Here is a 26,436-nt window from a genome sequence, read left to right on the forward strand (position 1 = left end):
CCGAGGGCTCCCCGGCGGGCGGCCCGTCCGGCGATATGGCGGGCTGCCAGGTCTGCGAAGCAGGCGGCGGCGTGGGCCGATCGGACGGTGAGGCAGACGGCGCACCGGAGTGCGAGGCGTCCTCTTCCACGGACTCGACGTCCGCCGGCTCGTGGGAGGGCAAACCATCCTCGCCGGCAGGTATCGGCTCGTCCGACTCGCTGATGGGCGATTCAACCGAACCGTCTTCCGCGGCGGGCACCGGTCCGGCCGACTCGTCCGAGTGCGGCGCAGGCGCCGACCCGCCCGTCGGCGAACCGTCTTCGGCGACAGGCACCGGCCCGTCGGACTCGCCGGAAGGCGAGGCAGGCGCTGGCTCAGCCGATTCGCCGGAGTGCGACACAGGCGAGCCGCCCTCCGCGGTAGGCCGTGCCTCGTCGTCCCTGTCAGGCGCCGGCTCGGCAAAATCGTCGGAGTGCGGGGCAGGCGAGCCGCTCGCTGCGAGCTCGCTGGGGTTCTGTGACTCGGACGGCTCGTCGGCTTGCGGGGGCACGGAACCGTCGTGCTGCGGTGCCGACTCACCCAGGTCCGCGGTGGACGTGTCGGACTGATCGAGCGGCGAATCGGCAGCAGACTGCGGGTCGGACCACTCCGCCGAGAGCGGCGACTCCACGACGGCCGCCGCCGGAGGTGCGTGTCGCGGGGGGCTTGCCGATGCCTCGGCTACGGGGTCCGTCGTCTCCGGCGCCGCGTGGCGGGCCGTCTGCTCTGGTGCCTTGACCGGGCCTGGGAGGTCCGCCTCGGCGGCCACCGACCACTCCGGCTCCGGGGCGCGGTGTTCCCAGCTGGGCGGCGGTTCCGGACGGTGCTGGTTCGGCGCCGCCTCCTCCGGGCGGCTCCAGGCCAGGCCGCCGGCGGGCGCTCCCGGCCGCGCATCGACGGCCGCCGTGGGCGGCTCGGCCTCAGCAGGAGAACTGGGCACCCCAGGACGCGAATCGACAAATCCGCCCGGCGGCTCTCCCCCGGACCTCGGGTCGACGAACCCACCAGACGGTTCGACCTCAGGCCGCGACTCCGCGAACCCAACCGGTGACTCGACCCCGGGCCGCGCACCAGCAAATCCACCAGCAGGCTCAGTCCCAGGCCGCGGCTCGACAAACCCACCAGCAGCCTCAACCCCAGGCCGCGACTCAACAGTCCCACCAGCAGGCTCAGCCACAGGCCGCGCTTCGACAAACCCACCACCAGGCTCAGCCACAGGCCGCGACTCAACAAACCCACCAGCAGACTCAACCCCGCCCGAAGCCCCAGACGAAGCCCCCGGCGAGGCGCCAGACGAAGCCCCAGCCGAAGCCCCAGGCGAGACCCCAGACGATGGAGGCCCCTGCTCCCGCCCGCCCTGAACCGGGCCAGGCGGATGAGGCATCGTCCGCCACACCGGCGCCGGGCCGATGTTCATCGGGGCCGGGGCCTGGCTCGGCGGTGGGGGCGCCCCGGGAGGCGGAGCCTGCGGGCGCGCCGCCGGCTTCGGGATCGGGTCGAGGCTGGACACCAGGACCGTCGTGTTGGCCGGGTCGTCGACCTTGCGGCCGCTGCGCTCGCGGTAGACCATCTCGCCGTCGGCGTCCATCTCCACCAGGTAGCCCGCCTCCGCGAGCTGCTCCTCGTCGAGATCCTCCAGGCGCTCGTAGCGCGACGGCACCACGCGGTAGATCGGCCACGTCAGCCGGGCGTTTTCGGCGTGGAACTGGGCCAGCAGCGCCGCCATCTGCTGCTGCCACGGCAGGGACATCCCCTCGGCCAGCGACCTGGGCAACACCACGTAACCGGCGTCGACGCCGGGGTAACCGACACTCAGCTGGTCGGCCAGGGGCGTGCTGGACGCGGGGCGAGCCGACTGCCTCGGGGGCTGGGGCGCGCCGAACAGCGCCGCCGGATCCTGGGGACCGCCGGGCTTGCCTCGCTTGCCGAATTTCCGTCCCACGTGCTCATCCTCTGCCAGTACGCGGCCGCCTGCTCGTGGAAGCGCCGCGACGTCGGGTGAATCGGTTCCGTTGTCGGCCAATCCGCCGGCCCGCTCGTGTCAAGGGGCTTTAACCCATGCTAAACGCCGGGCCGGACCGCCTGCGGCACCACTTCGGCCTCATCGAACGAGAACGCCCGTGTGTGCACCGGAACACCGGTCTGCTGCGCCTCGACGACCTTTCCGTCCCCCAGGTACATCATCACGTGGTGGATGGTCTCCGGGTTCGACGGGTCGGTGGCGAGGAACAGCAGGTCACCGGGCTGCGCCTCACGCACCGGCAGCATCGCGCCCGCGTGGTACTGGTCCTGTGAGACGCGCGGCAGGATGATCCCGGCCGATTCGTAGGCACGCAGCATCAGACCCGAGCAGTCGTAGGCGTTCGGGCCTGTGGCGCCCCACACATACGGCTTCCCCTGCTCGCCCAGCGCGAAACTGATCGCCTTCGCGGCGGCCTGGCTCGGCGGCAGCAGCTGGCCCAGCCCGGCGCCGCAGGCGACGACGTCGACGACCTGGCCGACGTTCTCCACCAGCGTCGCCGCCATCGGCTCCCACTTGTGGTACCGGTCCGGGAAGCCGGAGCGCTCGACGGCCTGTGCGGCGTCACCCGGGCGCTTGTTCTCCCAGTCCGGCACGGCCAGCAGGACGTCGTAGAACTTGTTGACCTCGTACGTCGGGTCGGTGACCTGCTCGTACGTGCCCCAGCCCATCGACGGGCGCATCTGGAAGATGCCGAGGGAGTCGCGGTCGCCGTAGGTCAGGTTGTGCAGCCCCGACTCGGTCATGCCGGCCTGGATCGCGACCTGCCAGGCGCGCGGCGCGAGCGTCCGCTGCTTGCCAATCGAGATGATCAGCGCGACGATCCCCTTCTGCTCGTCGTCCAGCTTCGACGCGTCGACCGTGCCGCGCTCGCCCTCACCGGGCTGGGTCGGCCCGACCGAGGCGTCGCAGCTCATCAGGGACACGCCGCGGGCCTGCGCCTGCTGGTTGTCGACGACGACCTTGGCGGCGATGGCGGTGATGATCAGGGCGCCGATCGCGACGAACACGATCAGCCCCAGCCACAACCCCAGCCGCCGCACGCTCAGCTCGCCTGGTCGTAGTCGGCGACCCGCCAGCCGGCGTTGGTGCTCACCACCGTGATGCTGAGCTTCGGGCCGTCGGTGGGGATCGTCAGCTGCACCGAGCTGGTGTAGGACGTGCCGACCGTCGGCTCACCGGTCACCTTCGTGGCGGGAACGTTCGCCGGGTCGACCGACGACATCACCGGCAGGTACTCCTCCGTCGTGTACGGCTTCAGCTTCTCCAGCCACTGCGCGGACGTGATGCCCTGCGGGTGGTCCACCCAGGCCGCGGCCCACTCCTTCGCGACGCGGACGGCGTCACCGTTCGGCGCCGCCGTCGTCGGGGTGGCCAGCGGCGTGGACAGCCGGGTCGGCAGGTTCGACGTCGGCACCGGCGCGGCGACCCCGGACGGCGTCGGCGCGGTGACCGATGTCGTCGTGGTCCCGGTCGTCGGCGACGCCTTCGCCTGCTGCTTGCCCATCACCTTCGGCAGGACGATGCCGAGCGCGGTGACCAGGATGGCCAGGAACACCAGCGTCCCGACCAGGTGGCGGGGTGAGCGCAGCGGCCAGCCCCACAGGCGGCGGTAGACCGCGGCGCGGCCTCGGTTGGTCCGGATCGGCATCGGTCACCGCCCCATGACGCTGTCGGTGTCCCGCGGTTCCTCGCGGACTTCGATGCCCCGTGACGGCCGGTACAGCACGAAGACCGGCTTGCCGGCGACGACTTCGGGGTCGACGCGGCGCGGCTGCGCCCGCACGCCCGGCGTCCTCGGCGTGTCCTGCGGGGCGTAGTCGCTGAACCCGGACTCCGGCGAGCGGAGGTCCGACGGCACGACGACCGGTTCGGGCTCGTCGTTCCAGCGCCGGTCGGCCACCGGGGAGGTGTCGACGCGCCGGCTCTCCTGGCCCCGCACCGTCGGATGACCGCCGGCGCCGACGACGACGTACTCGCCGGGGTCACCGCCGGCCGGGTTGTACTGGCCGAACACGGGAGCGCCGGGACGTCCGCCCGCGGGCAGCGCGCCGGCCCGGCCGCCGTTGACGGCCCCCGGCCAGGCGCCGGACCACGCGGCGGCCGGACGGGACGCGCCCGAGCCGTTGTCGAGGCGCTGGGCGTTGGCGAAGATCGTCGCCTCCGGCCGGAACCGGCCGCCGCCGACGGTCGCGCCCATCGGGCCGCGCTGCTCGCCGTCGACGACGTCGTCGGTGTCGCGCACGTTCTGCCAGAACTCGTCCTGCGGGGTCGGGCCGCTGCGGTTGCGCCGGAAGCGGGAGAAGACCCCGCCGCCGGGCGAGGGCACCGCGGCGCCGACCATGCTGACCGACATCTCGACCATCTGCCACAGCCGCCGCACCGGACGCCCGACCATGAACAGCAGCACGGTGATCAGCCCGGCGAGCACCATCTGCGTGAGCATGTTGAGCGAGTTCGAGGCGTCGAAGATCGCCTGCAGCAGCAGCGCGTGCACGCCGGCGAGCACCGAGAGCACCACCAGGTTGAACGCGACCCCGCCGGCGACCTTCAGCACGCGGCGCAGGATGTCCTGGTGCAGCAGCGCGACGAGCCCGATCAGCGGCGCGGTGAGCGCGAAGAGCCGGATCAGGACCTGCGCTAGCAGCACGGACGCCTTGGCGAGCAGCTGGAAGAGCGAGTAGACGATGGCCTGGCCGAGGGACAGGAACCCGGCGCCGGTGCGGCCGCCGGCCTCGCCGGTGAAGTACCCGGTGGCGGGACCGAGCTTGGTGGAGATGTCCTTGTAGGAGTTCTTCTTGCCGTCGATGACACCCTGGTTGCCGTCGTCGCCGTTCACCAGCTGGTTGCGGGTGAACGCCTGGGCGTCGAGCAGCGGCTTGCCGTACTGCTCGGCCTGCGGCGCCGTCGGCGTGCCGAACTCCCCGCGCAGCCAGTTGTTGTAGACGATCTGCGTGTGGAGCTGGGTCGGCAGGATGTCGCGGATGATCCGGTCGCCGCTCTCGTCGACGAACCCGGCCTGGATGTTCGTCGTGGTCTGGACGATCGCCTTGTCGATGGGGTCGAAGTACCGCAGCATCGCCAAGGAGGAGGCCGCCAGCCAGATGCCCGCGAGCGCGTAGAGCGCCCGTTTGCTGACCGCGGCCAGGTCACCGCGCCAGATGTTGCGGAACATCATGATCGACAGGATCAGCGCGACCAGGCCGAACAGCTGGGCGTAGATGTTGTTGTAGACCTTTTCGGCGCCCGACTTCACCGCGTTGTAGATCGGGTTCAGCAAGCCGCCTTCGAGCACGGTGTAGTGCAGGGAGTTGGTGGCACCGACGATGTTCTTGCCCAGGTTGAACAGCTGGTTACCGCCCCAGGTGTCCAAAGTGGACCCCGCGGGCGTCAGGCTCAGCCCCGAGCAGTTGGTCTCGAAGGTGTTCCAGACCATGCCGGCGTAGCTGTAGTCGATGTAGGCGCTGTTCGGTTCGCCGTGGCCCTCCGGCGGATCGATCGCGCCGACCATGCCGGCCCCCGGGCGCTCCGGGTTCGGCGCCTCACCACAGGCCGCCGCGCTCGCCGCCGGGGCGGTCGCGATCGCCTGGAGACCCAGCACCAGCATGACGGCGAACATCGTCGCGCGGCGGCTCGGCGTGCGCCTGCCGGGTCGCGGGCCTTCCTTGATCCGCCGCTTGAGCGCGTGCCAGCCGGCGGCCAGCAACAGCACCACCGCCAGTGTCAGCACTGTGTTCATGCGACACGCTCCACGGTCGCCCGGGCGGGCACGCAGGCGGCGAAAGCGCCCTCACCGGCGCCGGTACTTCGACTCCGGGCGGCGTTCATGCGGCGTCCCGGCCGGTGCCGCCCTTCCCGCCCGTGCGGGCGTGCTGCTGCCCGCCGTGGCCGTTCTGGCCGTTTCCGTTCGGGGGTTGCTGGACGTCGCCTTGGACCTCGCCCGTTTCCGACGCCAGCGGGTCCGGGGCGCCCAGGAGGTTTTCGTCGGCCAGGCCGACCTCCAGCTCCGCCGCCAGCTCGAAGTCCTGCTCCAGCTCGATGTCGTCCTCCGGCGGGGATGCGACGAACGGCTTCTCCTCCGAAGGGTTCTTCGGCAGGGCCAGCTCCGTGCCCGGGCGCGGCTTGGCCGCGTCCTTCGAGCCCGGGGTCGTGTCCATCACGCGGCGCAGGTGGTCCAGGTGCGGGCCCGAGAAGTCGACGCGGATGCGCTCCACGCCGCCGGCACCGTCGCCGAAGATGAACTGGCGGGGCTCGATGTCGCGTTCCAGGCCGCGTTGCGCGGCGCCCGGGCGGCGGCCCAGTGCCGCGACCACCTGCTCGTAGCCGACGCCCACCGGCACCTTCAGCAGGCGCAGGGCGTCGGCCTGGGCGTCGTCGTCGTCGAGGCGGCCGACGAACACCGAGTCCAGCAGGGTCACGAAACCCTGGATCTTCAGGAAGTCCGCCGGGATCTGGGAGGACAGCAGCACACGGACGTTCCACTTGCGCGAGTCACGCGCGAAGCGGTTCATCAGCACGCGCCCGGTCGGCACCTCGGACAGGAAGAACGCCTCGTCGATCCAGACGCCCTTGCGCATCTCCTTGGGCTTCTCGTAGACCGACCGCTGGGTCAGCCACGCCGCCAGGTTCAGCATCTCGACGCCGAGGGACTCCGCGTCCGTCCAGTACTCGCGCGGGACGCCGTCCTTCGGCAGGGTCAGCCCGGCCATCGTCAGCACGGTCAGCCGGTCGTCACGGGTCTCGGCGTACGGGTCGGCGTCGGACTCCGGGATGAGCAGCGCCATCCGCTCGCGCATCTCGTCGAGGAAGTCCGCGACGACGCCCGCGTGCTCGTGGTGCTCGCTGGAGTCGCGCCGCAGGGCGTCGATCACCTGGCCGGGGTCGGCGTCGAACCGGCCGCCGACGGTCCGGACCGCGCGCAGCAGCACGATCCGGGTCTGCGCCATCCGCGACACCTCGTACGGCAGGACGCCGGTGAGGACGTCCAGCACGAGACGCCGTCGCGTCGCGCCGGCCAAGGCCTTCTCCCGGCGCCAGGAGCGCTCGGGGTCGTCCTCGTCCATGAAGTGCTCGATCAGCGGCTCGGCGACCACCCGGTACGGGTTGAGGATGCCGGGCTGGGCGTTGAGCAGGTTGATCGGCCGCGCGTACGGGCGCAGCTCCGGCAGGTCGCACAGGCGTGACAGCGGGCCCGACGGGTCCAGCAGCGTCCAGCTCGCCCCGGCCCGCAGCGTCTTGTAGACGATGCCGCCGCCGAGGAACGACTTGCCGGCACCCAGGCCGGCGACCATCGCGGTCAGGCCCGAGCCGTCGCGGATCTCCTGGGCCATCCACGGGTCCCAGGCCACCGGGCGCCGGGTCGCCGTGCAGGTCTCGCCGAGCAGGATGCCGCGCCGGTCGCCGACCTCCGCGGTCGCCGTCGGCACCGCCGAGGCACCCCAGACGACCGAGCCGCGGCGCATGTAGGCCGCCGACGCCAGCGGCTCACCCGGGATGAACTCCCGCGCGAGCGCGTACTGGGCCTCCGGGTGCTCGATGGCGATCTTCGGCTTGTACAGGTCGAGCAGCTGCTGGGCCAGGCGCAGCGCGTCGCGCTCGGTCGGGCCGGACACCGCCAGCCGCCACCAGCTGCGCACGCGGGTGGCGAGCGCGGTGAAGCCCGACGTCATCTCGTCGTCGATCTCCAGCACCCGCCCGGCCTGCCGCGACAGGGACTGCGGCGGCTCCAGCTCGTGCTCGTCGGTGTAGTGCTTGACCTGCGAACGCACCTTGTTCATCTGGCGCTGCAGCTCGCTGGCGACCTCTTCGGGACGCCGGACGTAGATCCGCGCGGACACCTCGACGGCCGCGGGCAGCCGGTCGGCGTGCTGGATCCACGGGTCGTCGACCTCGGGGATCTGCAGGCCGTGCATCTGCCCGACGGTGAGGATCGCCAGGTGCCGCGAGACGCCGGCGTTGGAGCCGGTGCGGCCGCGGACGGTCACGGTCGGCGCGTACGGGTCGGCGTAGTAGTCGGCGGCGTCGGTGAAGCTGGCCAGGTCCTCGGGCTCCCAGGCCGCGCCGGGCACCGCGGGCATGTTCCGCGGCGCGGGCAGGCCGAGCGAGCACGAGCGGTGCATCAGCCAGGACATCTCCTCGGCGTGCACCGGACGGCCTTCGAGCCCGGCGCTGCCGATGACCTGGTCGAGGTGCTCGACCTCGGAGTCCAGCGCGGCCAGCTCGGCGTCGACGGCCTCGGGCAGGATCTTGCGCAGCACCGGCGCGGCCCGCTCGACCGCGCGGTCGACCATCCGGCGGGTCTGCACCTGGACACCCAGGTAGACCTCTTTTTCGGCCATCGAGCGGCCCATCAGCTGCTGCTGCTCGCCGATCAGGTAGTCGTCGAAGGACAGCGCGCCCGGGACGTCGTTGGGGCGGCCGTGGGCGTTGTAGACGTGCGCCTCGGCCCACATCCGGATCGGGTACGGCCGGTTCGTCACGCGCAGGTGCAGCCAGCGGCCCTGCAGCTCGGCGTACTGGCCGGCGATGGCCGCGACGAGGTCGCGGCGCTGCGAGTCGGAGCGGAACGACCAGCGCTGCGGCGCCAGCCGGTACCAGGCGTAGACCTCGTACCCGGTGCGGACCAGGTGCCCGTCGATGCTGCGCACCGCGATCGACGGGGTGTACGCGGGGATCGCCTGCTCACCGGGCAGGCGACGGCCCTTGGTGCTGCCACCGCCCGAACCGTTCCGCGCCGCGCGGACCTGCTCGGGCGGTTGCCACGCGCCCGAGTGTGCGTCCCGACCTTTACCTCGGCTACCGCCGCGACCGAACAACGACTACCTCCCGGCCCGAACCGCGCTGCGGCTCCGGCGCGCTCGTGTGGCTCCCTGGACGACGGCACCCGGCTGTGTGCCGTGGTGCCGGTACTGCCGTCTCCGACGGTGCTTCGGCAACGGGCGCTCCGCCCGCACCCGGACGCGGCTGGCGCTGACGGCGCCGCCCGTGCCCGTGGTCTGCTCCCGCGGCGTGTTGAGCTCGCGCCCGGCCATCGAGACCACGGTGCCGAGCGGCCGCTCGTGGCTGATCTTGGCCGTCAGCAGCCGGGTCACCACGATGGTCGCGATGAACGCCCACGCCGTCGAGAAGAAACCGAAGCTCCACCCGGCCCAGCGTTCGACGCCGAGCACCAGGAAGAACACCGGGATGCCGATGAGCCACGCGACGTAGCGGGCCCTCCAGGGGAAAGTCGCTTTCGGCGGGCCGAGCCACACGGCGTCGACCCGGTAGACCTCGTCATCAGTCCTGATCCGCACGTGGACCCCGTCTCAGCCGGTGAACAGGCCGGCGATCCACTGGCCCACGTTGACGCCGGCGCCGCTGACCGCGAGCCCGATGATCGCGAGCGCGATGACCACGCCCGCCAGCCGGCGCATGACGCCGGCGTTGTCGCCCTTGCCGCCACCGAGCCACAGGAGCAGGAGTGCGACGGCCAGCAGCACCAGGGGGATGACGTTGTCGAGCAGCCACTGGCGCACGTTTCCGGTGCCCAGCTCGCCGGCGGCCAGCGTGTCGAGGGTGGTCAAGGTCATCATCGCGTTACTCCCGGTGCGCGGTGGGGGCCGCGCGGTTCTGGCTCAGGCAGTGCTTCGAACAACATCATGGCGGCTACGAGGGGTAGCGGTCAAAGCGCGCTGAGTAGGTACCGGCTCGCTGCTCAACCGGGACGGCGCGCTTGTTACCCGAAATCTCCACGCTCACCATCATCGCGGCAAGGGTCCTCCGGTCAAAGCCCGGCCGCCCATCGTTTTCGTCGCAGTGCCGAACTCACTCTCTTGGCAGAGAATTGCTCACTTTGCGTACCCGGCTTGTGACCATCGCCGGGCCGGAAACAGTGTGACACGACCCGAACGGCGGCCTTGCGGGAGTCCACACTGTGACGCCCAGTGGACCGTTCGGCCGAGTTCCCGATCTTCACGACCGCAAAGGTCCGTCACTAGGTGTTCAAGACCTCACACAAGTTTCACTACATAGCGTGATCTTGCTCCATTCAGCGGCGCTGCCGGGCGAACACCCCGTCCGGGAAGGCACCGGCTGCGACGGCCTGGCGGGTGAGGTCGCGGCACAGCTGTTCGAGCCGGGACGTCCGCTCCGGCCCGAGGTGGTCCCACGGGCCGGTCGCGGCGGCCTCCGTGGCGACCTCGACCCGGTCGCGCAGAGCGACGCCCGCCTCGGTCAGCGCACCCTCGGCGTCGAGAATCCCGCGGTCGGTCAGGCCGGCCTCGGCGGCGGCCCACTGCTCGTCGCTCCAGCCGCGGGTGAGCTTGGCCGCGTCGGTCGTGAAGCCGTGCCCGGTGGCGACGTGCGTGACGACGGCTTCGACGCCGCTGAGGCCGTTGAGCACGAGCGCGGCGACGTGGCCGTCCCCGCGGTACTCGCGCACCAGCGTGAGGGCGTGCCAGAGGGCCAGGTGCGGCGGCTCGGGCCAGGGCAGCGCGGTGTGCGCGGCGTAGAGCGCGCGGCCTTCACCGGTGCACCCGGCGGAGGCCTCGCGGGCCAGTTCGGCGGCTTCGGCGACCTCTTCGCCCTTGAGCGTGTCGTCGCCGAGGAGCCGGGTGAGCACCTTGTCGACGCCGTCGAGGCGGGCTTCGAGGACCTGCTCGGGGGTGGCCAGCGTCCAGGCCCGCGGGATCACCCGCGCGACGACCTCGGGGTTGAAGTTGTAGAAGGTCGCCGCGACGACCTCGGGGCCGACCGGGCCCATGGCGGCGGAGCGGCCGGCGAAGTAGGGCATCCGCCCTGGTCGCAGCCCGATCCCGGTGAGGGCGGCGTCGACTTCGGGGGCGAAGTAAGCCAGCGCGTGCAAGGAGTCGAAAGCCGACTTGAACTGCTTCTCGTTTCCCGCCATGCGGGCACCCTACCCCCGAGTAACCACGCCGCGGAACCGCTTCGCGGGTACCCGGACGGGAGTGGGTGCGGACGAGCTGGCGTGTAAGCCGGATCCTGTTCCCCGGTCGCCTTGCGGCTTCCGGGGCGGCGGTCATCCATCTCGGCCTGCCGTCGCCGGCAGGCTCCAGCGGCCTACCCGCAGACTCGGACGGGCCGTCCTCGAGCGCCTGCGCAGGAGCCGAAGCTCCCTCTTGGCCTTGCTCCGGGTGGGGTTTACCTAGCCGTCCCGGTCGCCCGGGACGCTGGTGGTCTCTTACACCACCGTTTCACCCTTACCCCTGGTCCGAATGAAGCACAGACCGGGGCGGTCTCTTCTCTGTGGCACTTTCCCGCGAGTCACCCCGGGTTGCCGTTAGCAACCACCCAGCCCTGTGGAGTCCGGACTTTCCTCGAACCGGGTCGCCCCGGCCCGCGACCGCCCTGCCAGCTCGTCCGCGCGGAGAAGCGTACCCGCGCGGTTCTCACCACCCCGCGACGGCACTGCGGTGGTCCTGGGCACCACCGTGACGCGGGCGGACGATCTCGGGCGCGGGCCGGGGTTCGGCCCCGTACTCCCGCTGCCGGGCGAGCTCGGCCGTCCAGTGCAGGACGGCGGCGGGGCTGTCGAGGCCGATCAGCCCGACGAGCTCGCCGCCCCGGACGAACCCGGTGATCGGGCGGGTGCCGGGGGCCGGGGACTCCAGCAGCACGGTGTCGGTGCCGAGCATCGGGCGGCCAGCGACCTGGATGCGGACGCCGTGCTGCTCGGACCAGTAGCGCGGCACCGGGGTGAACGCCGGCGAGCCCTGCGGCCCGGCGAGCAGGTTCGCGGCGGCCGCGCGGCTCATTTCGACCGCGTTGAGCCAGTGCTGGTCGCGCTGCGGCACCGGGCCGAAGCGCAGGTTCGGCCAGCGGGCGACGTCCCCGGCGGCGACGATCGTGCTCGAGCCGACGACGTGGCACGTCGGCCCGCAGACGACGCCGTCGTCGAGCGGGAGCTTGGCGCCGCGCAGCCAGGACACCGCCGGGACGCTGCCGACGGCGACCACGACGCAGGCGACGTCGATGGCCCGGCCGTCGGCGAACTCGAGGCCGACGCCGGCGGGTGCGGGACGCCAGCGCCGGATCGTCGTGCCGAGCTCGAGGCGGACGCCGCGGGCGGTGTGCAGCGCGGTGAGCCACTCGCCGATGTCGGGGCCGAGGACGTCGGCCAGCAGCGCGCGGGGCCGTCCGAACAGGACGACGTCGCGGCCCATCTCCCGCAGGCTGGACGCGACCTCGCAGCCGATGAGGCCGTCGCCGACGACGGCGACCGGGCCCGGGCTGGTCAGCAGCGCGCGCTGCAGCGCGATCGTGTCGGACAGGGTCCGGACGACGACGACCCGCGGGTGGCCGTGCGGTGCGCCCGGCAGGCGGCGGGGTTCGACGCCGGTGGCGATGATCAGCCCGTCGTAGCGGAGCTCCTCGTCGGCGAGGTGGACGACCTGGCGGTTCGGCGACAGGCCCGTGACGGCGGTGGCGAACCGCCACTCGGCGTCCACCTCCAGCGGGTCGGCCAGCAGCGTGTCGGCGCGGCTGACGGCGCCGGTGAGCAGGCTCTTGGACAGCGCCGGGCGGTGGTAGGCGATGTCGGGCTCGGCGCCGATGACGACGACCTCGCCGTCGAACCCGAGTTCGCGCACCCGCTCCGCGGCACGCAGGCCGGCGAGGCCGGCTCCGGCGATGACGATCCGTTCGGTCATCGGGTGGCTCCCAACAGGTGGATGGCTCGCATCGGACAGGCGCGTGCGGCGGCCCGGACGTGGGGTGTCAGCCGGGCCTCCGGCCGTTTCTCGTACTCCAGCTGCCCGTCGTGGCCGAGCCGGAAGACCTGGGGTGCCTCCGACTGGCAGACGCCGTAGGAGTGGCAGCGATGGCTGTCGACGCTGATCCGCAGCGCGGACGAGCCGTCTTCGAGGACGGGAGCGGGGGCGATCAGCCCGGCGCGGACGAGCGCCGCCGCGGGCAGCAGGCGCAGCACCGACAGCACGACCGGCGGGACGCCCGCGGTGATCCCCGCGAGCCAGACGACCGCGAGGTGCCCGCTGGAGATCGCGCCGAGCCAGGCGTGCACCGCGAGCAGGCCGATCGCCAGGTAGCCGAACTGGTGGAAGCGCAGCCACCGGCCTTCGCGCGCGCCGCGGCGCAGCCCGGCCGTCACCGAAACCGCGACGACCAGCTCGAAGCCGGCGATGCCGAGCGCGTGCCGCGTGGTGCCGTCGTAGAACGGCAGGAGCAGGTCGGCGAAGCCGAACGCGCCATCGTCGACGAAGTCGTCGAGCAAGAGGAACGTCAGCCCGTGCAGGGCGCCGGTGGCGAGGGTGAACGCGGCGAGCACGACGTGGCCGGAGCGCACGGCGTCCTGCCCGCTGAACCGGCGTACCCAGCCCGCGGCGGCCAGGACGCCCCAGCACAGGGTGAGGCACATGCAGACGTAGGTGAGACGGCCGGACAACGCGGCGGCCTCGGCGATCCCGGCGTCGTGCGGTGACGACGCGGTGCTCAGCGCGGCTGACAAGGACATGGAACGGCTTACCTCCGGGTGCGCGGCGGCGGGGTCGTGGCGGGGGTTCCGAGCAGTCGGATCAGGCAGAAGGTGGCCACGGTGGCGAGGGCGACGAGCACCGCGCCGAGCGCGAGGTCGCCGCCGTCGAGCGTGTCGTCCTCGGTGGCCGGGACGAGCAGGGACGTCGTCTCGGCGAGCCCGGTGCTCTCCAGCAGCGTCAGGTGCCCGAGCGTGGTGTCGACGGCGGTCTGGGCGAACGCGCGGACGTCGTCGTCGCGGGTGCCGGCGCGGACGTCGGAGGCGAGGGCGAAGAGGTCGCCGTACTCGGCGCGCAGGCGGTTGACGTAGACGCGGTCGAACTCGTCACCGGAGTCCGCGGCGATCTCGTCGGCCCACGCGCGCTCTTGGTCCGTCGGCTCGGACGGCAGGGCCACGGCGACCCGGTCGGCGGCCGCGCGCAGGGCGACGTCGAGGCGGGCCTGCTCGTCGGCGAGGCGGCCGGCGACGTCGCGCACGCGGCGGTTGGTGGCGCGCTCGGCCGCCAGCGTGCTGGCCGGCCCGGCCCACAGCGAGTGCTGCTTGAGCCGGGTCATCAGGGTGCGGTCGGTCTGCTGCAGCTCCCCGGCGGCGGCCGGCAGAGCGGCGCCGAGCGCCAGCGCGGCCGTGGCCGCGAACAGCGCCACGAATCGGAGCGGCATTCCGTGTCCCTTCGCGAAGAGGTCCTTACCGGGAGCTACGCGCGAAAGGCGTTGCGTGGTTCTCGATGTCACCTTTTAGAGACTGTGACGTGCATCACAAGACAGTTTTTGAACCGGTCGCGAGCACTCGCCGTAGCGACCGGGATCCAATTAGCCGGGGAAACTGATGCATATGGCCTATTAAGTGCTTGTGCGCTACGCTCTGCTGGCGCATAAGTCCGCCAGTCAGGTGAGGTTGCGAAGATTTATGGAAGCACTGGGCAGAACAAGTCTCGGCCACGCCGGCCACCCCTCGTCGGGCGTCGCGGTCGACTTCGCCGCGAACCCGACGGAAGACTTGATCCCGTTGCTGTACAAGAACTTCCGCACCACCCTGTTCAGCCAGGTGTTGTCCCTCACCAACTACGACCGGCAGTGGACCGAAGATGTGGTGCAGGAGACCATGATCCGCGCCTGGCAGCACTCCGACACCCTCGAACGCGAGCCCGGAATGCTGCGAGGCTGGCTGCTCACGGTGGCCCGCCGGATCGTCATCGACGGCTGGCGAAATCGCCGGGTCCGCCCGCAGGAGGTCGCTCTGGAGATCCCCGACAACGCCGAAACCGCCGACCGCACCGACAGTTCGTTAGCCGCACTAACGATTTCACGGGCAATGTCGGAACTCGACGAGAAATATCGGTCGGTGATCTCCGAGACGTACCTCGCCGGAAACACCGTTCGGCAGGCCGCGACAATTCTCGGAATTCCGGAGGGAACCGTGAAATCGCGGTTGTACACGGCGATGCGGCAATTGCGGAAGGCGCTCGGGGAAGTGACGGTGCAATGAAAGAAGGAAACGAGCTGCACGAGGACGCCGCGGCCTACGGGCTCGGCGTCCTCGACGATCCGGGGGAGTTCGAAGCGCACCTGAGCGGCTGTGCCCGCTGCCGGGTCCGCGTCGCCGAGTTCCGCTCGGTGACCGGCGCGCTGGCGCAGGCGGTCCGGCTCGGCTACCTGCCGCCGGGCGACGGCACGGCCCCGCGCCGGAAGTCGTGCCTGTTCGGCGGGCGGCGGCCCGGTTCGGCGACCGGCACGCTACTGCTCGTGGCGCTGGCCATCGGCGTGACGGCCCTGTGCGCGCCGGGCCCGGCCTGCGGGAAGGACCGGTCCGCAACCGCTGCGTCCATGGTCTCCCCTGCTCAGGTCGTGGCCGGCACCGGCGCCCACCTGCGGGATCTCCCGAGGTCGGCCGGTTTCCAGTAGTCTGCCCGAACCCAACATGAAAGTCCTTACGGTGGATACCGAAGTAAATCCCGAGAACCCCGTCAGCGGGGCTTCGGTACCGAAGCGTCCCGCTCCGCGGCTCCCCGGCCGCGAGCCCGAGCTCAGCCGCCTGACCAGGCTTTTCCCGGTCGCCCTCGGCGGCACGGCGGCCAGCGCGGTGCTGGTCGGCGAGTTCGGCATGGGCAAGAGCGCCACGCTCCGCACCACCGCGGCCCTGGCCGCGGACGCCGGCTTCGCCGTCGCGATCGCCACCGGGTCGCGGCTCGAGAGCCACTTGGCCGGCGGCGTGGCCCGGCAGCTGGCCGACGCCCTGGACGACATCACCGCCGACCCGGCCTCACCCCGCCCGCGGTCCGCGCACCCCACGGAGCTGTGCGGACCGGCCGGCGAGAGCGAAGCCCTCGAGCGCTTCTTCCACCTCGTGCGCCGCGCGGCCGAGCAGGGCCCGCTGTTCCTCGGCATCGACAACGTGCACCTGTCCGACGCCTGGTCGATGCGCTGCCTCGCCTACATCCGGCACCGCGTGCTCGACCTGCCGGTGTTGATCATACTCACCGCCCTGATCGGCCACCCGCCACACCGCGAGGTGGCACTGCTGGAGATGGCGGGCTGCACGCCGGCCACGATCACCCTGAACGGCCTCGGCGACGCCGCCGCGGCGGAGATCCTCGGCCTCGCCCCCGGCGAGCTGGCCTCCGCCTGCCGCGAGGCCACCGGCGGCAACCCGTACCTGCTGCACGCGCTGCGGCCGCGGCTGCTGCCCGGCGCGGACCCGCACGCGCTCGGCTCGTCGCTGATCGGCCAGGTGCTCCACACCCGGATGCACGAGTTCCCGCACGCCCCCGCGATCCTGCAGGCCGCCGCCATCCTCGGCCAGGACGCCGGCTTCGACCTGCTGGCCCAGCTCGCCGGCATCAACGAGCTCGACGCGCTGCAGGCGATCGACACGATGGTCCGGCTGCACGTGCTCGACAACAGCAACCAGCCGACGCTGTCCTACCCGTTCGTCCGCAACTCCGTGCTCAAGGACATGCCGCAGACGACCCGGGCGGTCAGCCACGCCCGGGCCGCGAAGCTGCTGGCGGAGACCGGCGCGCCGATCGAGCGCGTCGCCGCGCACCTGCTGGACGCCACCGCGGTCCGGATCCCCTGGGGGGTCGACGTGCTGCGGCTGGGCGCGCGCAACGCCCTGTTCGCCGGTGAGGCCGAACTGGCCTCGCGGTACCTGCGGCGGGCCCTCGACGAGCGGCTCAGCTCCGGGCGGCGGGTGGCCGTGCTGCTGCAGCTGGCGCACGCCGAGTTCCAGCTCGACCCGCCGGCCGCCGCCGTGCGGGTGCGCGAGGCCGTCGACAACATCGGCCGCCGGGAGACCGCCGCGTTCATCGCCACCGCGATGCTGCTGTCGCTCTGCGGCGGCCAGGACGCCCGGCTCGCGATCAGCGCGGCCGGCCAGATCGCGGCGCGGCTCGACGCCGGCGGCCCGGACGCCGTCTGGCCGCTGTTGTGCATGACCTACCTGGCCGAGGCCGGCAGCAGGCTCGGCCCGCCGCCGGAGTTCCGCGACTTCGAGGAGCAGTGGGCCCCGCTGACCGACCCGGCCGCGCGCCGGAGCCGCTCGGCGCTGCTGGCGCTCGACGCGGTGCGCAGCGGCGAGTCGGCGCAGGACGCCGTCACGCACTTCGCCGACGCCCTGAGCCACATCTCGGCCCCCGCCGAGGACGGCACGCCCCGAAGACTCGGCGGCGGCGACGGCGATCTGTTCGAGCAGCACTACTTCTTCACGCTGGCCACCGCGGTGCTCGCGGACGAGCCGGTGCACGTCGACCGGCTGTGCCGGGTCCTCGACGTCGAGCGCGAGCCGTGGGACGTGCACATCCCGCAGGGCGCGCTGCCGACGCTGGCCCGCGGGATCGCGCTGCAGGCCAGCGGCGACCTGCAGCGGGCGAGCGTCCACTTCGAGTCGCTGCTGCGCCGGTTCGACGAGCGCGGCGCGACGACGACCTGCCCGGTCGGCGTGCTGTGCGCGGCGAAGCTCGTCGAATGCTGGGTCGACCTGGGGCGGTTCGAGGCGGCGACGTCGCTGCTGGACCGGATGGACTTCGTCGCCAGCCAGGGCCTGTTCACCCACACCTACCTGCTGTACGCGCGTGGCCGCCTGCGCGTCGCCACCGGCTACACCCGGTTCGGCTTCGAGGACCTGCTCAGCTGCGGGCGACGGCTCGCGCACCACGGCATGCGGTTCCCCGGGTTCGTCCCGTGGCGCGCGCACGCCGCCCGTGCGGCGCTCGCCCTCGGCCAGGCCGACGACGCGGCCAGGCTGGCGGAGGAGGACCTGTCCGCGTCGACCCGCTGGGGCGCGGCGCGGCCGCTCGGCATGGCCCTCACGACCCTGGGCCTCGTCCGCGAGGACGACGAATCCGAGCGGGCGCTGAACAAGGCGATCATCGCGCTGCGCTCGTCGCCGGCCCGGCTGCAGCTGGCCACGGCGCTGACCGAGCTGGGCGCGCTCCAGTCACGGCACGGTCAGTCCGAAAAGGCCATCGAGACGCTGCGCGAAGCGGTCGAGCTGAGCGAACACTGCGGCGCGCGTCCCCTCGCCCGCCGCGCGGCGGAGGAGCTGCGCTCGTCCCGGCGCGCGCTGACGCCGGCCAAGGACAACGAGCACGGCCTCACGCGGCAGGAGAACCGCATCGCGGTGATGGCCGCGCAGGGGCTGACCAACCGCGAGATCGCGACGGCGCTGCACCTGACCCGCCGCACGGTCGAGCTGCACCTGTCCGGCGCGTACCGCAAGCTCGGCATCCCCGGCCGGGCGGAACTCGGTGGTGCGCTGGCGAAGTCCCAGCGCGTGGACACGCGTTGACCCCCTGCGACGTCGTTGCTCTACTCGGGCCATGGCTTCGCTCGAAGAACCCCTGAAATTCGCCTACTGGGTCCCGAACGTGAGCGGTGGGCTCGTCACGAGCGACATCGAGCAGCGCACCGACTGGGGCTACGAGTACAACCGCGAACTGGCCGTGCTCGCCGAGGACAACGGGTTCGAGTACGCCCTCTCCCAGGTCCGCTACACCGCCAGCTACGGCGCCTCCTACCAGCACGAGTCCACCGGGTTCAGCCTGGCGCTGCTGCTCGCGACGCAGCGGCTGAAGGTGATCGCGGCCGTGCACCCCGGCCTGTGGCACCCCGGGGTGCTGGCGAAGTTCATCGCCAGCGCCGACGTCATCTCCGGCGGCCGTGCCGCGGTGAACGTCGTCAGCGGCTGGTTCAAGGACGAGTTCACCGGTCTCGGCGAAGCCTGGCTGGAGCACGACGAGCGCTACCGGCGTTCGGAGGAGTTCATCCGTGTCCTGCGGGAACTCTGGACGAACGACCACGCCGAGTTCCGCGGCGACTTCTACCGGATCCACGACTTCGACATCAAGCCGAAGCCGGTGGCCGCCCCGCACCCGGAGATCTTCCAGGGCGGCAACTCCACCGCGGCGCGCAAGCTCGCCGGCCGCGTCTCGGACTGGTACTTCAGCAACGGCAAGGACTTCGACGGCTTCAGCGAGCAGGTCGCCGAAGTGAACGGCTACGCGGCCGAGAACGACCACACCGTCCGATTCGGACTGAACGGCTTCCTCATCGCCCGGGAGACCGAGAGCGAAGCGAAGGCCGTGCTGCGCGAGATCGTCGAGAAGGCCAACAAGGACGCCGTCGAGGGCTTCCGCAACGCCGTCAAGCAGGCCGGAAAGTCCACTTCGGACAGCAAGGGCATGTGGGCGGACTCGGAGTTCGAGGACCTCGTGCAGTACAACGACGGCTTCCGCACCCGGCTGATCGGCACGCCGGAGCAGATCGCCGACCGCGCCATCGAGTACAAGCGGCGCGGGGCGAACCTGCTGCTGCTCGGCTTCCTGCACTACCTGGAGGACGTCGAGCACTTCGGCAAGCACGTGCTGCCGGTGATCCGGGAGAAGGAGCGCGAACTCGCCCGCGGCGCCGCGACCCCGGAACCCCTGGGCGTCTGAACGCCCTGGAGGAGGCTCCGGCTAGCGTGAGCCGGTGAACTTCTGGGCGGGTGCCGCGAGCCTCGTGCTCCTGATCGGGGTGCTGGTCTTCGCGATCGTCCGCCCGCGCGGCTGGCCGGAGGCGGTCGCCGCGGTGCCGGCGGCGGGGCTGGCGCTCCTGCTCGGGCTCGTGAGCCCGGCCGCGGCCGGGCACCGGGCCGTCGAGATCCTGCCGACGCTCGGCTTCCTGGCCGCGATCCTCCTGCTGTCCTTTTTGGCCAGTGTGGACGGCGTGTTCGCCTGGCTCGGCAACCGCCTCGCCGAGGCCTGCCACGGCAAGCCGAAGCGGCTGCTGGTGCTGACGTTCGCCGCGGCGGCGGGCGTGACGGCCGTGCTCAGCCTGGACGCCACGGTCGTCCTGCTCACCCCGGTGGTGCTCGCGACGGCGTCGAGCCTGAAGATGCCCGCGCGGCCGCACGCCTACGCCTGCGTGCACCTGGCGAACTCGGCCTCGACGCTGCTGCCGGTGTCCAACCTGACCAATCTGCTGGCCTTCGCCGCGTCCGGGCTGACGTTCGCCGGGTTCACGGCGTTGATGGCGCTGCCGTGGCTGGTCACGATCGGCATCGAGCTGCTCGTGTTCCTGCGGTTCTTCGCCACGGACCTCCGCCCGCAGGAGACGGCGGAGCCGCGGCAGCACCTGGAGACGCCGACGTTCGCGCTGGTCGTCCTGGCGGCCACCCTGGCCGGCTTCGGGCTGGGCCCGCTGGCCCACGTCGAGCCGGTCTGGATCGCGGCGGCCGCCGCCCTGGTCCTGGGCGTCCGGGCGCTGGTCCAGGGCAAGATCAAGCCGTGGCAGCTGGTCAGCGAGGCGGCCCCGCAGCTGTGCCTGTTCGTGCTGGGCCTGGCGGTGGTGGTCGAGGCGGTCTCGGAGCACCTGCTCGGCGGCCTGCTGCGCGACCTGCTGCCGACGTCGACCGGCCTGGTCGACCTCCTGCTGGCGGCCGGCGTGGCCGCCCTGCTGGCCAACCTGGTCAACAACCTCCCGGCGACGCTGATCCTGCTGTCGGTCCTCGGCACCCACCCGGCGCCGGGTGTGCTGCTGGCGGTGCTGCTGGGCGTCAACATCGGCCCCAACGCGAGCTACCTGGGCTCACTGGCGACCCTGCTGTGGCGCCGGGCCCTCCCGCGGCACCCGTCGGCTCGCACGTTCCACACTCTCGGCGCACTGACGACACCGCTGTGCCTGGCCGCGGCGACGGTGGCCCTGTGGCTGGGCCTGACCGTCGCGACGTGAGCCGTCAGTGGTGCGAGACGTCGCGCCAGTCCTGACGATCCAGGACATCCCGGTACTGCCTCAGGATGCGGTCGCGTTGGCCGGGGGTACAACCGTTCCGCTCGGGCGTCCGCGCCGCCAAGTAGCCGGCGATGATCTCGGCGGTGCGATACCTGTCCGCTGTCGGGCTCTGCCGCGCGACGTGTGCCGCGTGTGCGGTGAGCACAGCGGACGCCGGCGGATAGGTCCTCAGGCTCATGCCCATGCCTTCGCAATCGGCCATGGTCCTCAGCAACAGACCGGTGTGGTCGACCAGGTCGTCGTCCGGGTCACCGGCGGCTTCGTGCAGGTGAGCCGTAGTGGCGACTTCTCCTGCGAAGTAGCCGTTGAGGAAGTCACCGTCACAAGCATGGCGAAGCAGCCAGGTACGGGAAACGGATGTCACTCGCCGGCAGAGAGCTCGCACGACGTACACCCGTCCCCAGCCGCCGACGCGCTGGGCCAGCCAGAGCAGGGCTTCCTCACCGCCGCTACGACGCCTGAGCGCATCGGCGGCCAACGGCCCGAACCGGTCCGACAGCAGCCCGATGGTCTGGATCAACGGGATGTCCTGCTCGACCGAGTCGGTGGCCAGCAGGGCCAGCCCGATTGTGGCCGAGCAGCGGTCGGTGCTGTGCCGCACCAGCCATCGGCCGGTGTGCCGAACTCGCTGCCGGTCCGCCCGCAGGGCCGCCGCGGTGATGTGCTCGTTGCGGTGGATCGGGACGTTGACGGCGTGGAACGCGTCGGCGAGATCACTGGGCGGGGCGGCGGGGTCGCCGAAGTACCGGTCGAGGACACGTGCGGCTTCGGCACCTTGAAGGCGCCGATCCCGCACGGCCGGTGGACGGTGCCGCCGGTAGGGACCGTCGTCCGGATACGGCTCGCCGTCCCACGGCAAGGGCGCGTCGGGCGCCGCCTGGTGCAGCCGAAGAGCGTGCCGGAACAACGTGGTTCGCGGCGCGCTCACCGGCGGGCGGAGGGCTCGATTCTCTCGGTCATGACCACCACGATCACAGACCGGAGCCCGTCCGGGCAACCAGGTTCCGGACTCAGTTGCCCGGCATCCTCAGGGTCTGGCCCGGCTTCATCGTGGCGCCGCAGTCGTCCAACGGGCCGCCGAAGCGGTCCGCGGCCACCGCCGGGATCGTCACCTTCGCGTAGTCCTGCGCCGCCTTCAGCTTGGCCGGGTCGGTCACCGCGTCCTTACGGACCCAGTCGCCGTTGCGCAGGCCTTCGATCGGCGACGAGTAGATCAGCACGTAGTCGCGGTCCAGGCGGGGGTCCAGCGCGATGCCGTTGCCCGCGGCCCACGGGCCCCACGAGTGGATGAACGTCGGCTTGACCGTGTCGAAGACGTAGTTGCGCAGGCCGGCCAGGTCGTTGTCGTGGACGAGGTCGGCGATCGGCTTGTTGACCAGGCCGGCCATGTCCACCAGCTCGAGCCGGCTGGTCATCGACGAACCGCCGAGGTCCGGCAGCAGCAGCGACGCCTTCTGCAGGCCCAGGATGTCGGCGTAGGTGTTGAACCCGCGGCCGAAGCGGTCCGCGACCAGGCACGCCGTGATGTTCGGGTTCTTCGCGAACTTGTCCGCGGCCTGCGCGAAGCCGACGGCCGACGGGACGAACGCGCCCACCAGCACCACGACGATCCCGATCCGCAGCAGCGCCCGGCGGTGCTTGAGCAGCTCACCGGCCGACAGCGTGCCCGCGATGACCGCCAGCGGCCAGATCGGGCTGGCGAACCGGTGCTGGTACATCCAGTCGGCGACCAGCACGCCGTACGCGACGATCCCCAGCCCCAGCGGCACCAGCAGCGCGACCAGCGAACGCCGCCACGGCGCCTTGACCAGCGCGAACACGATCACCAGCAGCAGCAGGACGACGCCGGCCCAGCCCGCGTACCCGGCCAGCTCGAAGGGGCGCTTCAGCGCGTCGACCCCCGGCAGGCCCTGCTGCTTCGCGACCGACGGGTTGGCCAGCAGCCGCCCGAACTCGGAGTGCCGCCAGAGGACGTACCCGCCGAACGGGACGGCGAACGCTGCCACCGACAGCAGCGCCAGCCGGAAGCTCTTCCAGAACAGGCCCGAGCGCAGCAGGAACAGCGCGGCCAGCGGGTACGCGCCCGCGTAGATCAGCCCTTCCGGCCTGGTCAGCGCGGCGAACGCGACGATGACGCCCGCCCAGATCGCGACCTTCGGCGTCAGCAGCTTGTCGCGCTTGACCGAGACGAACAGCGTCACGCCCAGCGTGACCACCGCGAACGCGAACAGCGAGTTCTCCAGGCCGGACACGACCCAGATGACGAACGACGGGATCGTCGCCAGCGTCAGGCCGGCGACCAGGGTGACCAGCCACGCGAAGCGCGTGAAGATCTGCTTCGCGGCGATGTAGCAGGCCGTCAGGATGCCGCCGGTGAACAGCAGGCCCAGCAGCTTCGGGAACAACACGTAGTCGGGCAGGCCGAAGAGCTGGCCGTGGTCGAAGAGGCCGACGAGCTTGCCGACGCCGAGCAGCACCATCCACGTCGGGTCGGAGAAGCCCTCGACCGGCGGAGCGCCCGGCTGCAGCACCGGGCCGAGGCCGTCGGCGAAGCTGCGGGCGTAGGAGAACGTGATGGCGGCGTCGTCGACGATCCAGTGGCCGTAACGGGTGGCGTGCGCCGCGACGGCGGCCACCCCGGCGAGCACGGCCAGCACCGGCGCCAGCCGCGCACCCCAGCTCCGGCTGGTGGTGGCGGGCGCGGGGTCCTCGGGGACGTCGCTCTGGGAGGTCTCGCTGAGTGCGCTAGCCGTCATTTCCTCGTCACTGTTCCGCCCGCAGGCCTCTGCCGGTGGGATACGCACGAGCTGGCGCCCCATGAAGCGCGCCCGAGGCCGGACCCGCCACCGCGGCGTCGCGGTCGAGACACTGTAGCCAATACCCCATCGGGGGTCGGCCACGCGTCGCCATTGAGCGTGATCCACCCCACATCTGCCCGCCTCAGCTCAGGTGCGACGTGTCGTTCACCAGCCGGACCGACGCGTTGCCGTCCGGGTAGAACTCCACGATCGACAGCGACGCCAGGTCCAGGTGCAGCCGGAACAGCAGCGACGGCCCGGCGTCCAGGCCCATCCGCAGCAGCGTCTTGATCGGCGTCACGTGGCTGACCAGCACCAATGTCCGGCCGCCGTGCTCGGCGATCAGCTCGTCGCGGGCCTTGCGGACGCGCCGGTGGACGACGTCGAAGCTCTCACCGCCGGGCGGCGGGACCGAGCTGTCGCCCAGCCAGGAGCGGTGCAGTTCGGGGTCGCGGTCGGCCGCCTCGGCGAACGTCAGCCCCTCCCAGTCGCCGAAGTCGGTCTCGATGAGGCCGGGGTGGGTCTCGACGCGGCCGCCGAGCGCGTCGGCGACGGCCTGCGCGGTCTGCTTCGTGCGCGTGAGCGGCGAGGAGATGATCGGGACGGCCTCGCCGTCGACGATCAGGCCCTCGGTCGCGGCCAGCCGCTTCGCCGCCGCCGCGGCCTGCGCGCGGCCGAGCTCGGTGAGCGGGACGTCGCCGCGGCCGGAGTAGCGCCGCAACGCCGACATCTCGGTCTGGCCGTGGCGCAGCAGGAGCAGCCGGGTCGGCGTGCCGCGCGCACCGGTCCAGGCCACCGTCGCGCGGTCCGGCTTCCGGGTCGGCAGCTTCGGCGCGGGCTTTCCGGCGGCGGGCTTCCCCGTGGCCGCGTCCATGGCTTCGTTGGCCAGCCGGTCCGCGTGGGAGTTCTCCGCACGCGGAATCCACTGGTAGCTGACGCGGGTGAAGCCCGCGGCCAGCTGCTTGGCCTGCTCGGCGAGCGGCTGCATGTCCGGGTGCTTGATCTTCCAGCGCCCGGACATCTGCTCCACCACGAGCTTCGAGTCCATCCGGACGTCCACAGTGGACGCTCCGAGCTCGGCCGCGGCGGCCAGCCCGGCGATCAGGCCGCGGTACTCGGCGACGTTGTTGGTGACGACGCCGAGGCCTTCCTTGCGCTCGGCCAGGACCTCGTCGGTCGCGGCGTCCTTGACCACCGCGCCGTACCCGGCGGGCCCGGGGTTGCCCCGGGAACCGCCGTCCGCCTCGATGACGACGTGCTCGGTCACAGGCCGGACTCCACGGTCCTGACCAGGATCGCGCCGCAGTTCTCGCACTGCACGACGTCGTCCTCGGGGCCGCCCTTGATCTCGTTGACGGTGTTGCGGTCCAGCTCCAGCTGGCAGGCGCCGCACCGGCGGGCGCGCAGCAGCGCGGCGCCGATGCCCTTGTGCTCGCGGACGCGCTCGTACAGCTTGAGCAGCGGCTCCGGGAACCGCGGCAGCAGCTTCGCGCGGTCTTCCTCGCGGCGGGCGAGGGTGGTGTCGAGGTCCTTGAACGCCTCGTCGCGGCGGATGGTCGCGGCCGCGACCTCGGCGTCGGCCTTGTCGACCTCGGCGCCGGTGCGCTGGGCGTCGAGCCCCAGTGCCTCGCGCTGCTCCATCAGCTCCAGCAGGTCGTCCTCCAGCGCGCTCTGCCGGCGCTGCAGGGTCTGCAGCTCGTGCTCGATGTCGGTCATCTGCTTGGAGTTCACGGAACCGCCGGCCAGGAGCTTGCGGTCGCGGTCTTCGCGAGCGCGCACCGACTCGATCTCCTTCTCCTGGCGGGCTACCTCGCGGTCCAGGTCGGACGCGGCGGTCTCCACGGACACGAGGGCGTCGCGGCGGTCGCGGGCGGTCTTCTCACCGGCGTCGATCTCGGCCAGTTCGGGCAGGGTGCGGCGGCGGTGCGCGGTGCGCGAGAGCTCGGCGTCCACCTTGGCGAGCTCGAGCAACTGGCGCTGCACGGCGGGTTCGGCCTTCACGGTGCTCCTCTTAATTCGATGTGCGCTCGGCGCGGACGTTCCACGGGTCGGTGCACCGCGTGGAGACGCAAGTGTCGACGTTACCCGCAAACGCCCCGGCCACGACCGCCGAGGCTTGCCTGCACCAGGGCCATTCGCTGGCCCAGTGGGTCAGCCCGACCAGCGCGGGCGCCGTGCCCCGGCGGGCCAGGTGCTCACCCGCGGGGTGATGCCGCAGGTCGGCGGTGACGTAGGCGTCGACACCGGCTTCCGCGGCCCGCTCGAGGTAGGAGTCACCGGCCCCGCCGGAGACGGCGACGGTGCGGATCGGACGGTCCGGGTCGCCCGCGCCGAGCACGCCCGGGACGGTCGCGGGCAGGGCGTCGGCGACGCGCTGGACGAAGGCACCGAAGGGTTCCGGCTCCGGCAGCTCGCCGATCCGGCCGATACCCGTGACGCCGTCCGGCTTCGGGTCGAGGGGCCCGGTGACGCGGAGGCCGATCGCCTCGGCGAGCGCGTCCGAGACGCCGGGGTCCGCGGAGTCGGCGTTGGTGTGCGCGCAGTAGAGCGCGATGCCCGCGCGGACCATCCGGTGCACCAACGCGCCCTTCGCCGTGTCGGCGGGGACGCCGTGCACGCCGCGCAGCAGCAGCGGGTGGTGCGCGACGATCAGCTGCGCGCCGAGCTCGACGGCTTCGTCGAGGGTTTCGGTGCCGGGGTCGACGCAGAAGAGCACGCGCGTGACGGGCTCGGCCGGGTCGCCGCAGACGAGGCCGACGGCGTCCCACGACTCGGCGAGTGCCGGTGGGTACGCCTGCTCCAGCGCGGTGATGACTTCGGATAGGGCGGGCATCGGGG

20 protein-coding genes and 1 other RNA gene are annotated in these 26,436 nt (G+C 72.0%); 5 read left to right on the forward strand and 16 right to left on the reverse strand.

What is annotated here, in order from left to right:
• Positions 1 to 2,082 precede the first annotated feature (2,082 nt).
• The 11 genes from ACIOD2_RS15085 to ACIOD2_RS15135 form a co-directional block, all read right to left on the reverse strand.
• Complete coding sequence (locus ACIOD2_RS15085; RefSeq protein WP_400538134.1) at positions 2,083 to 3,084, reverse strand: C40 family peptidase; 1,002 nt, start codon at positions 3,082 to 3,084, stop codon at positions 2,083 to 2,085.
• 2 nt (positions 3,085 to 3,086) lie between these two features.
• On the reverse strand, positions 3,087 to 3,692 hold the full coding sequence (locus tag ACIOD2_RS15090; protein WP_400538136.1) for a hypothetical protein: 606 nt from the start codon (positions 3,690 to 3,692) through the stop codon (positions 3,087 to 3,089).
• A gap of 3 nt (positions 3,693 to 3,695) precedes the next feature.
• Positions 3,696 to 5,780: a magnesium transporter gene (locus ACIOD2_RS15095; RefSeq protein WP_400538138.1), complete on the reverse strand. Its 2,085-nt coding sequence runs from the start codon at positions 5,778 to 5,780 to the stop codon at positions 3,696 to 3,698.
• An 85-nt stretch (positions 5,781 to 5,865) separates the two neighbouring features.
• Positions 5,866 to 8,856 carry an ATP-binding protein gene (locus ACIOD2_RS15100; protein ID WP_400538140.1) on the reverse strand — a complete coding sequence of 997 codons (2,991 nt, stop codon included), beginning with the start codon at positions 8,854 to 8,856 and terminating at the stop codon, positions 5,866 to 5,868.
• 3 nt (positions 8,857 to 8,859) lie between these two features.
• The gene (locus tag ACIOD2_RS15105) at positions 8,860 to 9,336 is read right to left on the reverse strand and encodes a hypothetical protein (protein ID WP_400538142.1); all 477 of its coding nucleotides are present in this window, start codon (positions 9,334 to 9,336) and stop codon (positions 8,860 to 8,862) included.
• Between the two features lie 12 nt (positions 9,337 to 9,348).
• The gene (locus tag ACIOD2_RS15110) at positions 9,349 to 9,615 is read right to left on the reverse strand and encodes a hypothetical protein (RefSeq protein WP_004562703.1); all 267 of its coding nucleotides are present in this window, start codon (positions 9,613 to 9,615) and stop codon (positions 9,349 to 9,351) included.
• A gap of 455 nt (positions 9,616 to 10,070) precedes the next feature.
• Positions 10,071 to 10,928 carry a hypothetical protein gene (locus tag ACIOD2_RS15115; protein ID WP_400538145.1) on the reverse strand — a complete coding sequence of 286 codons (858 nt, stop codon included), beginning with the start codon at positions 10,926 to 10,928 and terminating at the stop codon, positions 10,071 to 10,073.
• Positions 10,929 to 10,996: 68 nt separating this feature from the next.
• Positions 10,997 to 11,400, reverse strand: an RNA gene (gene rnpB / locus ACIOD2_RS15120) — RNase P RNA component class A.
• A gap of 30 nt (positions 11,401 to 11,430) precedes the next feature.
• On the reverse strand, positions 11,431 to 12,690 hold the full coding sequence (locus ACIOD2_RS15125; RefSeq protein WP_400538147.1) for an NAD(P)/FAD-dependent oxidoreductase: 1,260 nt from the start codon (positions 12,688 to 12,690) through the stop codon (positions 11,431 to 11,433).
• Positions 12,687 to 13,511 (reverse strand): 4Fe-4S domain-containing protein, encoded by an 825-nt coding sequence (locus ACIOD2_RS15130; RefSeq protein ID WP_400538149.1) that lies wholly within the window; start codon positions 13,509 to 13,511, stop codon positions 12,687 to 12,689. The genes ACIOD2_RS15125 and ACIOD2_RS15130 overlap by 4 nt, the downstream gene beginning before the upstream one ends.
• A gap of 8 nt (positions 13,512 to 13,519) precedes the next feature.
• Positions 13,520 to 14,191, reverse strand: coding sequence for a DUF4142 domain-containing protein (locus tag ACIOD2_RS15135; protein WP_400538151.1), 672 nt, complete (start codon positions 14,189 to 14,191; stop codon positions 13,520 to 13,522).
• Positions 14,192 to 14,438: 247 nt separating this feature from the next.
• Between ACIOD2_RS15135 and ACIOD2_RS15140 the strand changes: the two genes are divergently transcribed.
• Genes ACIOD2_RS15140 through ACIOD2_RS15160 form a run of 5 tightly spaced genes read left to right on the forward strand, consistent with a single transcriptional unit; the run spans position 14,439 to position 20,740 of the window.
• The gene (locus ACIOD2_RS15140; RefSeq protein WP_400538153.1) at positions 14,439 to 15,017 is read left to right on the forward strand and encodes a sigma-70 family RNA polymerase sigma factor; all 579 of its coding nucleotides are present in this window, start codon (positions 14,439 to 14,441) and stop codon (positions 15,015 to 15,017) included.
• Positions 15,014 to 15,433, forward strand: coding sequence for a hypothetical protein (locus ACIOD2_RS15145; RefSeq protein ID WP_323334374.1), 420 nt, complete (start codon positions 15,014 to 15,016; stop codon positions 15,431 to 15,433). Before ACIOD2_RS15140 ends, ACIOD2_RS15145 begins: the two co-directional genes overlap by 4 nt.
• 31 nt (positions 15,434 to 15,464) lie before the next feature.
• Positions 15,465 to 18,317: an AAA family ATPase gene (locus ACIOD2_RS15150; protein ID WP_400538155.1), complete on the forward strand. Its 2,853-nt coding sequence runs from the start codon at positions 15,465 to 15,467 to the stop codon at positions 18,315 to 18,317.
• A gap of 31 nt (positions 18,318 to 18,348) precedes the next feature.
• A complete protein-coding gene (gene sfnG, locus ACIOD2_RS15155; RefSeq protein WP_392763144.1) occupies positions 18,349 to 19,464 on the forward strand; it encodes a dimethylsulfone monooxygenase SfnG in 1,116 nt (371 codons plus the stop codon).
• Between the two features lie 34 nt (positions 19,465 to 19,498).
• Positions 19,499 to 20,740 (forward strand): SLC13 family permease, encoded by a 1,242-nt coding sequence (locus ACIOD2_RS15160; RefSeq protein WP_400538157.1) that lies wholly within the window; start codon positions 19,499 to 19,501, stop codon positions 20,738 to 20,740.
• Between the two features lie 4 nt (positions 20,741 to 20,744).
• Here ACIOD2_RS15160 and ACIOD2_RS15165 read toward each other — a convergent pair whose 3' ends face one another.
• From ACIOD2_RS15165 to ACIOD2_RS15185, 5 genes are all read right to left on the reverse strand, one after another.
• Complete coding sequence (locus ACIOD2_RS15165) at positions 20,745 to 21,728, reverse strand: hypothetical protein (protein WP_400538159.1); 984 nt, start codon at positions 21,726 to 21,728, stop codon at positions 20,745 to 20,747.
• A gap of 82 nt (positions 21,729 to 21,810) precedes the next feature.
• Positions 21,811 to 23,556: a hypothetical protein gene (locus ACIOD2_RS15170; RefSeq protein WP_400538161.1), complete on the reverse strand. Its 1,746-nt coding sequence runs from the start codon at positions 23,554 to 23,556 to the stop codon at positions 21,811 to 21,813.
• A 184-nt stretch (positions 23,557 to 23,740) separates the two neighbouring features.
• Positions 23,741 to 24,865 carry a bifunctional RNase H/acid phosphatase gene (locus ACIOD2_RS15175; protein ID WP_400538163.1) on the reverse strand — a complete coding sequence of 375 codons (1,125 nt, stop codon included), beginning with the start codon at positions 24,863 to 24,865 and terminating at the stop codon, positions 23,741 to 23,743.
• A complete protein-coding gene (locus tag ACIOD2_RS15180) occupies positions 24,862 to 25,599 on the reverse strand; it encodes a zinc ribbon domain-containing protein (RefSeq protein ID WP_400538165.1) in 738 nt (245 codons plus the stop codon). The genes ACIOD2_RS15175 and ACIOD2_RS15180 overlap by 4 nt, the downstream gene beginning before the upstream one ends.
• A 10-nt stretch (positions 25,600 to 25,609) precedes the next feature.
• Positions 25,610 to 26,431, reverse strand: coding sequence for a Nif3-like dinuclear metal center hexameric protein (locus ACIOD2_RS15185; RefSeq protein WP_400538167.1), 822 nt, complete (start codon positions 26,429 to 26,431; stop codon positions 25,610 to 25,612).
• Positions 26,432 to 26,436 lie beyond the last annotated feature (5 nt).

It is taken from the genome of Amycolatopsis sp. NPDC088138, assembly GCF_044741685.1.
Classification (GTDB): domain Bacteria; phylum Actinomycetota; class Actinomycetes; order Mycobacteriales; family Pseudonocardiaceae; genus Amycolatopsis.